Genomic DNA, 13421 nt, shown 5'->3' on the forward strand with positions numbered 1-13421 from the left:
TTCAGCTTTCAGGGCAGGGGATCGTCGGTGCGTGCGCGCAGGGCCAGGCCCAGGCGCTGCGCGGCGCATTGCAGGTGGTGGGTGGTGGCCCGGCGTGCCGCGTCGGCAGCGCCTTCGCGGATCGCTTCGAAGATGGCTTCGTGTTCCTTGTGCACCGCCTCGGGCAGGCGCGCTTGCTGCAGCGTGTTGGCGCGCGCGGTGGCGACAGCCTGGTGCAATTGCAGGTTCATGTACTGCAGCAATTGCCGGTAATACGGGTTATGCGTGGCGCTGGCAATGCCGATATGGAAGGCGGCATCCAGGTCGACCGCCGGCTGCGCATCATAGAGATGCGCCTTCAGCCGTTGCAGCAGTCCGGAAAGGCTCTCCAGGTCGTCGGCGCTGCGCCGCACGGCGGCCAGTGCGGCGGCAGCGCTTTCCAGGTCAATGCGCAGGTCATACAGGTCGGCCAGCTCGGCACGGCCCAGATCGGGCTCGCGCGGCAGCTGGAAACCGGCGGAGCCCGTGCGCGAACGCACGGTGCAGCCCACGCCCTGGCGGGACTCCACCAGTCCCTGCGAGCGCAGGTGTTCCGTGACTTCGCGGATCACGGCGGCGCTGACGCCGTATTGCCCGGCCAGTTGCTTGCCCGTGGGCAGGCGGCTGCCAACGGGATAGATCCCGTTCTCGATGTCGGTACGCAGCTGACGGGTGACCTGCTCGGTCAGGGTGATTGCTCGGGTTCGCATGGCGGCCCGATTATATGGTTTACAGGTTATCTGAAAACTAAGCGTAAACCCTTGAGTGATGTGTCCATGCTTCGTTGAACCGGCGGCAGGGCCTCAATTTGCCCGGCGCCGCCGGCAAGAACCGGATCAGGCGGCTTCGGACTCGGTCACGTAGCCCATGCCGCGCGAGATCTGCAGCGCGGTGTCCTTCAGGTTCTGGAGCCAGCTGTCCTGCAGGCGGTCGGCGGGCGCCGACAGCGACAGGCCGGCCACCAGGCGGCGCGAATCATCGTAGATGCCGGCGGCGATGCAGCGCACGCCCAGTTCCAGCTCTTCGTTGTCGCGCGCGTAGCCGTTGGTGCGAACCCAGTTGAGTTCGCGCTCGAGCTTGGTCACGTCGGTGATCGAGGTTCGCGTATGCCCGGCCAAGCCGGTGCGCGTGGCATAGCTGCGTACGCGCGTGGCTTCATCGGCGGCCAGGAACAGCTTGCCGACGGAGGTCAGGTGCAGCGGGGCGCGTCCGCCGATGGCGCGCACCACCTGCATGCCTGAGCGCTCGCTGTAGGCGCGCTCGATATACACGATCTCGTCACCCTGGCGTACCGACAGGTTGACCGTTTGCCCGGTCACGCGGTGCAGTGCACGCATCGGTGCCAGCGCCGCGTCGCGTACCGACAGGCGTGCCTTGACCAGGTTGCCGAGTTCCAGCAGGCGCATGCCGAGCCGGTAGCTGCCGGGGTCGGAGCGGTCGACGAAGCGGCATGCCACCATGTCGTTGAGGATGCGATGGGCCGTGGAGGGGTGCAGTCCGGTAGCGATCGACAGCTCTTTCAGGCTGACCGGGTCGGCGTGCTGGGCCAATGCGTCCAGCAGCGTCATCATGCGTTCAATAACCTGGATCGAAGTCTTTCCGGGCGACTTGTCTGCGTCTGACATAGGAAAATGTTGCCCTGCGGCAAATTAAGCATTTGCCTGATTCTATCTCGCATCGTGAAAATTTCAATAGGTGAAATGACATTTCAGTAAGAATCTTCTAGTCCGGTGACCTGCACAGAAGTGATGCGACCTGAACTGCATTCACAGCGCGCTTGAATGGTTTGTGCGCCACTCGCGGCGCAAACGCGCATAATTGCGGGGTTTCGGGGTCTGGAGAAGAAAGCAAATGCGAGTTGGCCTGTTCGCCACCTGCCTGGTGGACCTCATGCGCCCGGAGATCGGCTTCTCCGTGCTGAAGCTGCTGGAAGGCGCCGGCTACGATGTGATGGTGCCCGAGGCCCAGACCTGCTGCGGCCAGCCGGCTTACAACTCGGGCGAGCGCGCCGTGTCGCGCGACCTGGCCGAGAAATTCCTGCGAGAGTTCGAGATGTTCGACTATGTGGTGGTGCCGTCGGGCAGCTGCGGCGGCATGATCCGCCATCACTACGCCGACCTGCTGCGTGACGATCCCGAACTCAACGGCCGTTACGAACGCCTGCGCGAACGCGTGTTCGAGCTGACCGATTTCCTCGTCAACGTCGCGAAGATCGAACACCTCGATTCGAACTTTGCCGGCCACGTCACCTACCACGATTCCTGCTCGGGCCTGCGCGAGCTGGGCGTTAAGGTGCAGCCGCGCGAACTGCTCGGCAAGCTGCCCGGCGTGCAGCTGACCGAGATGAAGGACTGCGAGGCCTGCTGCGGCTTCGGCGGTACCTTCTCGGTCAAGTACGGCAATATCTCGACGGCCATCGTCGACGAGAAGTGCGCGAACATCAAGGCCAGCGGCGCCGATGCGGTCGTGCTGGGGGACCTGGGCTGCATGCTCAATATCGAAGGCCGCCTGCGCCGCAGCGGCGACAGGCAGACGCGCGTGCTGCATATCGCGCAGGTACTGGCTGGCGACGCCTGAGCACCGGAGACGCGACGATGCAAGTCCACAGCATGGAATTCAAGGCGCGTGCCGGCCAGAAGCTGGCTGACCAGCGCCTGCAGCAGAACCTCAAGAAGCTCTCCACCAAGTTCGTCACCGCGCGCGCCGATGCTATCCGCGACATAGACTTCGACGCCACGCGTGCCGCGCTCAAGGAACGGCGCAACCGCGCGCTGGAAAACCTGGACGTATGGCTTGCCACGTTCGAGGAAAACGCCACGCGCCGCGGCGCCACCGTTCTGTTTGCCGAGACCACCGCCGACGCGGCGCGCCTGGTCGCGGAGATCGCGCAGAAGCACGGCGTGAAGAAGGTCATCAAGAGCAAGTCGATGGTGACCGAGGAGATGCGGCTCAACCAGGTGCTCGGCGAGATGGGCGTGCAGAGCATCGAGACCGACCTGGGCGAGTACATCCTGCAGATCAACGACTCGGAGCCGCCTTCGCACATCATTGCGCCGGTGGTGCACAAGGACAAGGACGAGATCGCGGACCTGTTCGCCAGGGTCCACCACAAGCCGCGCCTGACCGACATCCCGGAAATGACGCGCGAAGCGCGAGAGGTGCTGCGCCCCGAGTTCTTGTCCGCCGACATGGGCGTGACCGGCGGCAACTTCATCATTGCCGAGACCGGTTCGGTGGCGGTCGTCACCAACGAAGGCAACGAAGGCATGTGCACGGTCATGCCGCGCGTGCATGTGGCCGTCACCGGCATCGAGAAGGTGCTGCCGACACTGGAAGACCTGGCGACCGTGATGCGGCTGCTGCCGCGTTCGGCGACGGGGCAGGCGATCTCGAACTATTTCTCGCTGCTGACCGGCCCGCGTGCCGAAGGCGAGCGCGATGGCCCCGAGCACATGTACTTCGTGCTCGTCGACGGCGGCCGCAGCGGCCTGATCGGCGGGGAGTTTCAGGAGATGCTGCGCTGCATCCGCTGCGGCGCTTGCATGAACCATTGCCCGGTCTACCAGAAGATCGGCGGCCATGCCTATGGCTGGGTCTATCCGGGCCCGATGGGCAGCGTGCTGACGCCGAGCTATGTTGGCCTGGCCAACGCCCTGGACTTGCCGCAGGCGGCCACGATGTGCGGCGAGTGCAACCGCGTGTGCCCGGCATCGATCCCGCTCTCGGACCTGCTGCGCAAGCTGCGCGAAAAGCAGATGGAACGCGGCCTGCGGCCCTGGCAGGAGCGTTTCGCGCTGCAGGCGTGGGGCTTCGTGGCACGGCGCCCGGCACTCTATGCGCTGGCCAGCCGTCTCGGCGCGCGCGTGCTCGCGCGCATGGGCGGCAGCAACCGGCTGATCGCCAGTCTGCCTATGGCGGGCAAAGGCTGGACCCAGACGCGGGACATGCCCGCACCGTCGGGGCGAACGTTCCGCGAGCTATACAAGGAAAGGAGGGCACGCACATGAGCGCCGCCAATACGGACACGCTGGCGCGCATGCGTTCGGCACTGGACCAGCACACTGGCGGCTCGCTGCCGGCGGCTGAACTCGTGAAGGCATGGCGCGAGGCAGCACCCGCGCTGACGCTGCCGCCGGTGTTTGGCCAGGCGATGGAAGAACTGCTGCGCCGGCTGGAGATGTCGGCGGTGTTCGCGCAGGACAGCTGTTCGTTTTCGAGTACGGCGGTGACGGATCAGCTCGGGCGGTGGCTGGACAAGGCGGCTACGGCCTGACAGAAAGAAAAAAGGGAGCGGCAAGGCTCCCTTTCTTCATGCCTGCCACAGGCAGATCAGCCCAGCAGCAACGCATCATCATCCAACTGCTCATGCCTCGTCTGCTCGAACATGCGCAGCAGATCGGGCACATCCAACCCTTTGCGCTTGTCGCCGGACACATCCAGCACGACCTGGCCCTGGTGCAGCATCACCGTGCGCTGGCCATAGTCCAGCGCTTGTCGCATGCTGTGCGTGACCATCATCGTCGTCAGCTTGCTTTCCTCGACGATGCGCGCGGTCAGTTCCAGCACGAACGCGGCGGTCTTCGGGTCCAGCGCGGCGGTGTGCTCGTCGAGCAGCAGGATGCGCGATGGCTGCAGCGAGGCCATCAGCAGGCTCACGGCCTGGCGCTGGCCGCCGGAGAGCAGGCCGATGCGGTCGGTCAGGCGGTTTTCCAGGCCCAGGTTCAAGAGGCGCAGCTTCTCGCGGAACAGTTCGCGCGAGGCGCGGTTCAGCGCGGGGCGGAAACCACGCTTCGTGCCGCGGGCCATCGCCAGCGCCATGTTCTCTTCGATCGTCAGCGCCTCGCAGGTGCCGGCCATCGGGTCCTGGAACACGCGTGCGACCAGGTGTGCGCGGTCCCAGGCGGGCTTGCGCGTCACGTCTGTTTCATCGATCGTGATGCGTCCCGAGTCGACCATCTGGTCGCCGCTGATCGCGTTCAGGAAGGTCGACTTGCCGGCGCCGTTGGAGCCGATCACGGCCACGAACTGGCCGCTGGGGATCTCCAGGCTCAGGCCGCGCAGCGCGCGGGTCTCGATCGGCGTGCCCGGGTTGAAGGTGAGCTTCAGGTCTTGTGCGCGCAGCATCTCAGGCACCTCCGTTCTTGCGGGCAAACAGCTTCTTGCGGGTGGCGGGCAGCACCAGGGCGATCGTCACCAGCGCGGCGGTGACCAGGTTCAGGTCCTGCGCCTTGAGGCCGATGAAGTCGCTGTTCAGCGCGAGCGCAATGAAGAAGCGGTAGAGGATCGCGCCGATCACCACGGCGAGCGTGGCCCATACCAGGCGGCGTGCCGGCAGGATAGTTTCGCCGATGATCACCGCGGCCAGGCCGATCACGATGGTGCCGATGCCCATCGAGATATCGGAGCCGCCCTGGGTTTGCGCGAACAGCGCGCCGGCCAGTGCCACGAGCCCGTTGGACAGGGCCATGCCGGCCAGCGTGGCGCGGCCCGTAGCGATGCCCTGCGAGCGCGCCATGCGCGGATTGGCGCCGGTAGCGCGCATGGCCAGGCCGAGCTGCGACGAGAAGAACCAGTCCAGGCCAACTTTGGCGACGACCACGACGACGAACAGCACCAGCGGTCGCAGCACATAGTCGGGCAGCCATTCGGGCTGCAGGATGGTGAACATCGTCGGCTCGGTGATCAGCGGCACATTGGGACGGCCCATGATGCGCAGGTTGACCGAGTACAGCGCGATCATCATCAGGATACTGGCGAGCAGGTCCATGATCTTGAGCCGCACATTCAGCCAGCCAGTGATGAAGCCAGCCAGGGCGCCGGCCACGATGGCGACGGCGGTGGCGACAAACGGATCCTGCCCGGCGGAGATCAGCGTCGCGGCCACGGCGCCGCCCAGCGGGAAGCTGCCGTCAACGGTCAGGTCGGGAAAATTGAGGATGCGGAAGGAAATCAGCACCCCAAGGGCAACCAGGCTGAAGATCAGGCCGATCTCCAGGGCACCCAGAAGGGAAAAGAGGGACATGGTGAATCCTGTTGACAGCTGGCGCGGCCCGCCCGGATAAGGCCGGTCGGCTCGCCGTCTCGTTCAGGGGGCGGGCCCGGGTAGGGTAATCCGGATCTTGTACTGTAGTGGGCTGGCGGATGCGCGGCCGTCCGCACGGCGCGGACGGCACAGCTCAGACTTTCTGCTTACTTGATGACGGTCTTGGCTTCCTTGACCAGGTCCGGCGACAGCGTCACGCCTTGCTTCTGCGCGGCGCCGGTGTTCACGAACAGTTCCAGGTTGCTGCTGGTTTCGGAGGCAATCGTGCCCGGCTTCTCACCCTTCAGGATGCGCACCACGACCTTGCCGGTCTGGTGGCCCAGGTCCAGGTAGTTGATGCCCAGCGCGGCGATGGCGCCACGCTTGACGCTGTCGGTGTCGGCAGCGACCAGCGGAATCTTCGATTCATTGGCAACCTTGACCAGCGCTTCATAGGCCGAAACCACGTTGTTGTCGGTGTTGGTGTAGATCACGTCCACCTTGCCGGCCAGGCTCTTGGCGGCGGCACCGATGTCGACCGTGCGCGGCGCGGCGGCTTCCTTCAGGGTCAGGCCCTGCTTGGCCAGCAGTTCCTTCAGTTCCTTGACCACCACGACCGAGTTGGCTTCGCCAGGGTTGTAGACCATGCCGACGGTCTTGGCCTTCGGCACCACGCGCTTGATCAGGGCGACCTGCTTGTCCAGCGGCAGCTTGTCCGACACGCCGGTCACGTTGGTGCCCGACGGGGCCCAGCTCTTGACCAGCTGCGCGGCGACCGGATCGGTCACGCCCGAGTACACCACCGGCACGCTCTTGGTGGCGGCCACCACGGCCTGGGCCGATGGCGTGGCGATGGCGACGATCGCGTTCGGGTTGTCGCCGACGAACTTGCGGGCGATCTGGGCTGCCGTGCCGGTATTGCCCTGGGCGCTCTGGTATTCCCACTTCAGGTTCTTGTCGGCGTCATAGCCGGCGGCCTTCAGCTCCTCGCGCACGCCGTCGCGGATGGCATCCAGCGCGGGGTGGTCCACGATCGACAGGACCTTGACGGTCTGGGCGTGCACGGCGCCGCCGCACAGCAATGCCAGCGCGACTGCGCCGCCGAGGATGGACTTGGTTGCCTTGAGACCCTTCATTTTGATCTGTTCTCCTCCGAGTGACTCGGTTCTGGATGGTACGGCCGCGCACAAGCTTGGTTTCGCTGCCCGGGCCGCCACGACTAGCGTGGACAGCCCTGCGTATGGCGTGAGCGGCACTTCCGGCGGCTGATGGACGTGCGCGCATGCGCGGATAGCAAGACAGCGATAAGCCTGCGAGGATACCACTTCTCGCGCACGAAATGCGAAGTCTCGGAGGGGATGCGGGGCATCCGATGCTGCCGGAGCCCCGTTATTTGCCATCCGGGCGCAGATTATTGCGCCGGATTGCAGATTTGCTTGTGGATTACCCCGATTGCGGCAATCACGTCTTCATGCAATTGCGTTTGCCACGCGTCGATGTTTTCCTGCAGTTGATCCAGCGACGTGGCGCCGATGATGGTGCTGGCGGCGAACCAGCGCGAATAGCACCAGGCCAGGGCCAGTGCCGCCGGCGACAGTCCGGCCTTGCGGGCCAGTTCGACATAGCGGCCCGAGGCCGCCATCGTCTCTGGCCGCATGTAGCGCGGGCTCCAGTCGGCGCCGAAGCGCGTCAGCCGGCCGATCGCGGCATCGTTGAACACGGGATTTGCCGGATCGCCGCTCAGGTACTTGCCCGTGAGCTGGCCGAACGCGAGCGGGCTGTAGACCAGCAGGCTCACGTTGCTGTGGTAACAGGCTTCGTCCAGGCCCTGCTCGAAGCTGCGGTTGACCAGGTTGTACGGATTCTGGATGGTCGCGATGCGCGGCAACCCGTGCTGCTCGGCCAGCCTGACGAATTCGGTCACGCCCCACGGTGTTTCATTGGAAACGCCGACATAGCGGATCTTGCCTGCCTGCACCAGTTCCGCCATGGTTTCGAGCTGCGCCTGGATCGAGGTGCAGGCCCGCTCCTTGGCCGGATCGAAGCTGGTCTGGCCGAAGATCGGCACGTTGCGTGCGGGCCAGTGGATCTGGTACAGGTCGATATAGTCGGTCTGCAGCCGCTGCAGCGAAGCATCCACCGCGGCACGGATGCCCGCGGGCGTGAAATCGTCGCCATTGCGGATCCACGGCATCCGGCCCGGCCCGGCGACCTTGGTCGCAAGCACCACGCGGTCACGCGGCTGGCGCTTTAGCCAGTTGCCGATGATCTGCTCGGTCCGGCTGTAGGTTTCGGCGCGCGGCCTGACCGGGTACATCTCGGCGGTATCGATGAAGTTGATCCCGCGCGAGACGGCGTAGTCGAGCTGGCTATGGCCTTCGGCTTCGGTGTTTTGCTCGCCAAAGGTCATGGTGCCCAGGCAGATGCGGGATACCTGCAGGTCGCTGCGGCCGAGGCGGATGGTTTCCATGTGCTTCTCCTTGACGTCCTGCGGCGGCTTCAGGCGCGCAGCGCGGCGGCGCAGTCGCGCACCAGCGTCGGGCCGCGGTAGATCAGGCCGCTGTAGACCTGCACGAGCTTTGCGCCTGCATCGATCTTGGCGCGCGCATCGGCGCCGCTGAAGATGCCGCCCACGCCGATGATCGGCACCGCGTCGCCGACGACCTGGCGCAGCGCGCGCACCACGCGCGTCGACGGCTCGAACACCGGCCGGCCGGACAGGCCGCCGGCTTCTTCCGCATGCGGCAGGCCTTTTACGGCGTCGCGCGAAATCGTGGTGTTGGTGGCGATCACGCCGTCGATCTTGTGGCGTACCAGCGCGTCGCCGATATTGCCGATCTGGTCGGCATCGAGGTCCGGCGCAATCTTCAGCGCCAGCGGCACATAGCGCTTGTGCTGGTCGGCCAGGCGCTGCTGGGCGGTCTTGAGCATCGACAGCAGGCTGTCGAGTTCGCTGGCGCCTTGCAGCTGGCGCAGGTTCTTGGTGTTCGGCGAGGAGATGTTGACTGTCACATAGCTCGCGTGCGGATAGACGCGCTCAAGACAGTACAGGTAGTCGTCGGCCGCACGTTCGATCGGCGTGTCCGCGTTCTTGCCGATATTCAGGCCCAGCACGCCGCCCTCGGCCTTCCAGCGCGAGGCCGTGACGTTGGCAACAAAGGCATCGACGCCGCCGTTGTTGAAGCCCATGCGGTTGATCAGCGCATCGGCCTGCGGCAGCCGGAACATGCGCGGGCGCGGGTTGCCCGGCTGGGCGCGCGGCGTGACCGTACCCACCTCGATGAAGCCGAAGCCGAACGCCGCCAGCCCGTCGATATAGGCGCCATCCTTGTCCAGCCCGGCGGCCAGGCCCACCGGGTTCGGGAAGCGCATGCCCATCACCGTGCGCGGGTCGTTGGCGATCCGGTTGCCGATGCATCCGGCCAGGCCCAGGCGCTGGGCGCGCAGGAGGTTGTTCAGGGTGAAGTGGTGGGCGTCCTCCGCGTCCATCGAGAACAGGGCGGGGCGGAGCAGGGGATAGAGCGCGTTGAGCACGGGGACAGGCGACCGGACAGCCGGTGCAGAGTGAAAACCAAGCCGGCATTGTAGCGGCTGGGGCGCTTGCCCGCGCGCCGTGCGGCCCTGCCTGCTTGCCGTTGTCCCTATCGTTGCCCGCTATTCCTGAGCGGGGCCTGGGCCGTCTGCCTGCGCATCAGGCACGTCGCCACGCGCATCGTCTTCGAAGGCGTGCCACTGGTTGCCGGTCAGCACCTGCAGCGGGTGGAAGCGTGCCTTATAGGCCATCTTCCGGCTTTCCGCGATCCAGTAGCCGAGATACAGGTGCGGCAGGCCCAGTTCGCGCGTCTGGCGGATCTGCCAGAGGATGTTGTAGGTGCCGTAGCTGGCGTTGCGCTCGAGCGGGTCGTAGAAGGTGTAGACCGACGACAGTCCGTCATCGAGCACGTCGATCATGCTGACCATGCGCAGCTTGCCGGCTTCCGGCGAGCCCGGCGGCTCGCGGAACTCCACCAGGCGTGAATTCACGCGGCTCTGCAGCAGGAACTGCTCGTACTGGTCGCGGCTGTCCTGATCCATGCCGCCACCGGCGTGGCGCATCGACTGGTACAGCAGGTATAGCGCGTAGTGTTCTTCGACGTACGTCAGCGGCGCCACAAGCGCCTGCAGGTGGCCGTGCCTGCGCCAGGCCCGGCGTTGCGAACGGTCCGGCTCGAACTGGTCCACGAGCACGCGGCATGGCGTGCACGCGTGGCATTCGTCGCAGTAGGGGCGGTAGGTGAAGATGCCGCTGCGGCGAAACCCTGCGCGCACCAGCCGCGAGTAAACGTCGGCGTTGATCAGGTGGGCCGGTGTCGCCACTTGCGAGCGGGCCATGCGGCCATCGAGATAGCTGCAGGCATAGGGTGCCGTTGCATAGAACTGCAGCGCGGAAAGCGGAAGCTCCTTCAGCTTGCTCATGGCTCAGGACTTGGGGCGTGTGATGCAGCCAGCTTGTCAGACGGCCGGAGCGGCGGGCGTGGCGGTCCACCGTTCCAGCACCGATTTGTCGAACCGCCAGGGCGTGATTGCCGGTTGTGCCGCGGCGGTCCTCACATGGGCCAGGAACTTCGCACGCGCGATGGGGCGCGCGCCAAGCGAGGCCAAATGGTCGGTTTCCTGCTGGCAGTCTATCATCGGCACGCCGTGGTTGCCGAGGAATGCGCACAGCGCCGCCAGCGCCATCTTGGAGGCGTCGGTGCGGTGCGCGAACATCGATTCGCCATAGAACATGCGGCCCAGCGCCACGCCGTAGAGCCCGCCCACGCGCTCGCCCCGATACCAGGCCTCTACCGAATGCGCCATGCCGCTGCTGTGCAGCGCGCCATAGGCCTCGATGATCTCCCGGGTGATCCACGTGCCGTCCTGCCCCTGGCGCGGCGTCAGCGCACAGGCCCGCATGACGGCCAGGAAATCATCGTCGACGCGGATTTCCCAGTCCGGGTCGCGCAGCACGCGGCGCAACGTCTTGCGGAATGTGGCGGAAATCTTCAGTGCCTGCGGCGCCAGCACCATGCGCGGATCGGTGCTCCACCACAGCACCGGCTGGCCCACCGAATACCAGGGGAAGATGCCCTGGCGATAAGCCAGCAGCAGGCGCTGGGGCGACAGGTCGCGGCTGGCGGCGAGCAGGCCTGGCGCTTCCGTGGCAGGCCCGAGCGCACGCTCCACCGGCGGAAACGGATCCTGTGGGTCCAGCCAGGCAATCATGCGGGCCGCCGTCGCGGAAGAGGTCAGGGCGTGACGGTCGCCCGGCTGGTCAGCGGGCGCATGGGCTTGTCGATATCCAGGCTGTGCAGCCGGAAGCTGCTGTCCTGCAACCGGCCGGCCGCGCGGTCGGCAAAGAAGCAGCGCAGGGTATGGATGACCGTGGGGAAGGCGAGTTCGTCCCACGGCACGTCGGCTTCTTCGACCAGCTTCACTTCGAGGCTTTCCTCACCGGGGGCAACATCCAGGTCATCCAGCGTGGCCAGGTAGAAAAGATGCACCTGGTGCACGTGCGGCACGTTCAGGATCGAGAACAGTTCGCCGACCTGCACGCGGGCGCCGGCTTCCTCCAGCGTTTCGCGCGCAGCAGCCTGTGCCGTGGTCTCTCCGATCTCCATGAAGCCGGCCGGCAGCGTCCAGAAGCCGTAGCGCGGCTCGATCGCGCGCTTGCACAGCAGGATCTTGTCTTCCCAGACCGGGATCGTGCCGACCACGTTACGGGGATTGACATAGTGGATGGTGCCGCAGTTGTCACAAATGCTGCGCGGGCGGTTGTCGCCGTCAGGTACGCGCAGCACGACCGCATGGCCACAGTTCGAGCAGAATTTCATGAGGGGCGTCCGGGAGGAATGGGGCAAAGTGTATCACCGCGCGGCCGGGCTGCCTGAGGGTGCGAAGGCGCCAATGCGTGCGCCGGGCCCGGAAAGCAAAAAGCCCGCGATTGCGGGCTTTGCGGTGAACTGCCAATGAAGTGTTGGCGAATCCGGCATCGACGTGTTGATGCGTTGGTTGCGGGGGCAGGACTTGAACCTGCGACCTTCGGGTTATGAGCCCGACGAGCTGCCAACTGCTCCACCCCGCGTCCGTCGAAGCAATAATTATAGCGTAGCGGCTTCCGCATTGCAACACTTGTATTAGGAAATTATGTACAAGCGTGCCGGTCGGCCTGCCATGACCATTAGACGATGATTGCTCAGGCGAGGTTCAGCCTTCTTTGGGGGCTTCGCTTGTGCGCTGCCACAGCGATGCGGCGAACTCGAAGCTGTCACGCTGCTGCAGGTCGTCCCGTTGCCAGATCACCCGGTCGCGGCGCACCGTCAGCATCCATGTGGTGGTGGCCAGTGGCTGCGGGTGTGCAAACGCCCGCGGTGTCATCACGGCGCCACACGGTCCGTGCTCAGGATCACGCACCGATGTGTAGCGGATCAGGCCGATGCCGGCTTCGCGCGCGACGCGGCCAAAGGCCTGGCAGGCTTCATGGCTGTCGGGATTGGTCCATTGCGCGCTGTCCCGGTCGAAGGGCGGCGTATCCAGGGCCACGCCGTCGGTGCGCACGCTGACCTGGAACAGCGTCTGGGCGCGCGCGTCGATGCGAGGCAACACGGGGCTGTCATTCAGGAAGCGCCAGCGCCAGTAGCCCAGTTCGGCGCAGGCTGTGCGGATTTCTTCGGCGCCGTAGAACACTCCCGGTTCATGCTCGGCGCGAAAGCGCGAGCCCCAGGGCGACGGCGGGTAACGGAACGGCGTGAAGAGCAGGTAGTGGAGATGACGGGCTTCCGCGGGAACAGCGGGCTTGCCGGCATCGAGCACGGCTTCCAGCACCGCTTGCTCTTCCAGGCTGTCGACCAGTGGCATGGTCGAAACCACGTGCTGGGCTTCCACCGCACGCCAGAGGCTGAGCGCGAACGGCCGGCGCTCAGATGCGACCGCGGGTGGCGTCCAGGTAGTGAACGACACGAACCAGACCTTCGGTAGTGCGGATCATTTCGAGGGGTTTGCCGCCAAGCGCCAGGTTTTCGTTGGTCAGCCAGAGCCGGGCCTGCTCCCCATGCCCGAGGATGGCATCGAGCGAGCGGAACAGGCGCACGAACAGTACGCCGAATTCCCATTCCTTGCGGTGCTTGTCGAGGATGTACAGGCCGGAAGCCATGCGCGACACCGAAGCTGTGCTGATACCGAGCACGCTGGCCACTATCGCCTGGCTGATGCCCAGGAAGCCGGCCGCGCGCATGACGGCCTTGGTCAGCGTCGTGCCAGGGTCCGGACCGCTGGCGGGTTCTGCCTCCGGAATTCGCCTCGATTGCATCGCCTCTGCTCCTGTTTCTTGAGAAACATTATAGGCGAGTCATTTCAGAAGGGA

General features: G+C 65.5%; 15 protein-coding genes and 1 tRNA gene. 3 read left to right on the top strand and 13 right to left on the bottom strand.

The window, feature by feature from the left end:
- Positions 1-8 precede the first annotated feature (8 nt).
- The gene (locus tag LDO29_RS11625; protein ID WP_224079930.1) at positions 9-728 is read right to left on the bottom strand and encodes a FadR/GntR family transcriptional regulator; all 720 of its coding nucleotides are present in this window, start codon (positions 726-728) and stop codon (positions 9-11) included.
- A gap of 126 nt (positions 729-854) precedes the next feature.
- Entirely contained in the window at positions 855-1643 is a 789-nt protein-coding gene (locus LDO29_RS11630) for an IclR family transcriptional regulator (RefSeq protein ID WP_224079931.1), read from the bottom strand.
- A gap of 226 nt (positions 1644-1869) precedes the next feature.
- Here LDO29_RS11630 and LDO29_RS11635 point away from each other — a divergent pair, with 226 nt between their 5' ends.
- Genes LDO29_RS11635 through LDO29_RS11645 form a run of 3 tightly spaced genes read left to right on the top strand, consistent with a single transcriptional unit; the run spans position 1870 to position 4291 of the window.
- Complete coding sequence (locus tag LDO29_RS11635) at positions 1870-2595, top strand: (Fe-S)-binding protein (protein WP_224079932.1); 726 nt, start codon at positions 1870-1872, stop codon at positions 2593-2595.
- 17 nt (positions 2596-2612) lie between these two features.
- Positions 2613-4025, top strand: coding sequence for a LutB/LldF family L-lactate oxidation iron-sulfur protein (locus tag LDO29_RS11640; protein WP_224079933.1), 1413 nt, complete (start codon positions 2613-2615; stop codon positions 4023-4025).
- Positions 4022-4291: a hypothetical protein gene (locus LDO29_RS11645; RefSeq protein WP_224079934.1), complete on the top strand. Its 270-nt coding sequence runs from the start codon at positions 4022-4024 to the stop codon at positions 4289-4291. The genes LDO29_RS11640 and LDO29_RS11645 overlap by 4 nt, the downstream gene beginning before the upstream one ends.
- A gap of 56 nt (positions 4292-4347) precedes the next feature.
- On the opposite strand, the gene LDO29_RS11650 is transcribed toward LDO29_RS11645, so the two are convergent.
- The 11 genes from LDO29_RS11650 to LDO29_RS11700 all read right to left on the bottom strand — a co-directional run bounded on the left by LDO29_RS11650 (position 4348) and on the right by LDO29_RS11700 (position 13367).
- A complete protein-coding gene (locus LDO29_RS11650) occupies positions 4348-5142 on the bottom strand; it encodes an ABC transporter ATP-binding protein (RefSeq protein ID WP_224079935.1) in 795 nt (264 codons plus the stop codon).
- A gap of 1 nt (position 5143) precedes the next feature.
- Complete coding sequence (locus LDO29_RS11655; RefSeq protein ID WP_224079936.1) at positions 5144-6040, bottom strand: ABC transporter permease; 897 nt, start codon at positions 6038-6040, stop codon at positions 5144-5146.
- Between the two features lie 167 nt (positions 6041-6207).
- Positions 6208-7176 carry an ABC transporter substrate-binding protein gene (locus tag LDO29_RS11660; protein WP_224079937.1) on the bottom strand — a complete coding sequence of 323 codons (969 nt, stop codon included), beginning with the start codon at positions 7174-7176 and terminating at the stop codon, positions 6208-6210.
- Between the two features lie 275 nt (positions 7177-7451).
- Positions 7452-8510, bottom strand: coding sequence for an aldo/keto reductase (locus LDO29_RS11665; RefSeq protein ID WP_224079938.1), 1059 nt, complete (start codon positions 8508-8510; stop codon positions 7452-7454).
- 29 nt (positions 8511-8539) lie between these two features.
- The gene (locus LDO29_RS11670) at positions 8540-9574 is read right to left on the bottom strand and encodes a quinone-dependent dihydroorotate dehydrogenase (RefSeq protein ID WP_224079939.1); all 1035 of its coding nucleotides are present in this window, start codon (positions 9572-9574) and stop codon (positions 8540-8542) included.
- A 120-nt stretch (positions 9575-9694) separates the two neighbouring features.
- Entirely contained in the window at positions 9695-10495 is an 801-nt protein-coding gene (locus tag LDO29_RS11675; RefSeq protein WP_224079940.1) for an arginyltransferase, read from the bottom strand.
- Positions 10496-10531: 36 nt separating this feature from the next.
- Positions 10532-11284, bottom strand: a complete 753-nt coding sequence (gene aat, locus LDO29_RS11680; protein ID WP_224079941.1) for a leucyl/phenylalanyl-tRNA--protein transferase — start codon at positions 11282-11284, stop codon at positions 10532-10534.
- A 23-nt stretch (positions 11285-11307) separates the two neighbouring features.
- Positions 11308-11892 (bottom strand): NUDIX hydrolase, encoded by a 585-nt coding sequence (locus LDO29_RS11685; RefSeq protein WP_224079942.1) that lies wholly within the window; start codon positions 11890-11892, stop codon positions 11308-11310.
- Between the two features lie 175 nt (positions 11893-12067).
- Positions 12068-12143, bottom strand: a tRNA-Met gene (locus LDO29_RS11690).
- A gap of 122 nt (positions 12144-12265) precedes the next feature.
- A complete protein-coding gene (locus tag LDO29_RS11695; RefSeq protein WP_224079943.1) occupies positions 12266-13018 on the bottom strand; it encodes an RES family NAD+ phosphorylase in 753 nt (250 codons plus the stop codon).
- Positions 12978-13367, bottom strand: coding sequence for an MbcA/ParS/Xre antitoxin family protein (locus tag LDO29_RS11700; protein WP_224079944.1), 390 nt, complete (start codon positions 13365-13367; stop codon positions 12978-12980). Before LDO29_RS11700 ends, LDO29_RS11695 begins: the two co-directional genes overlap by 41 nt.
- Positions 13368-13421 lie beyond the last annotated feature (54 nt).

Source organism: Cupriavidus laharis (assembly GCF_914271435.1).
Lineage (GTDB): Bacteria > Pseudomonadota > Gammaproteobacteria > Burkholderiales > Burkholderiaceae > Cupriavidus > Cupriavidus laharis.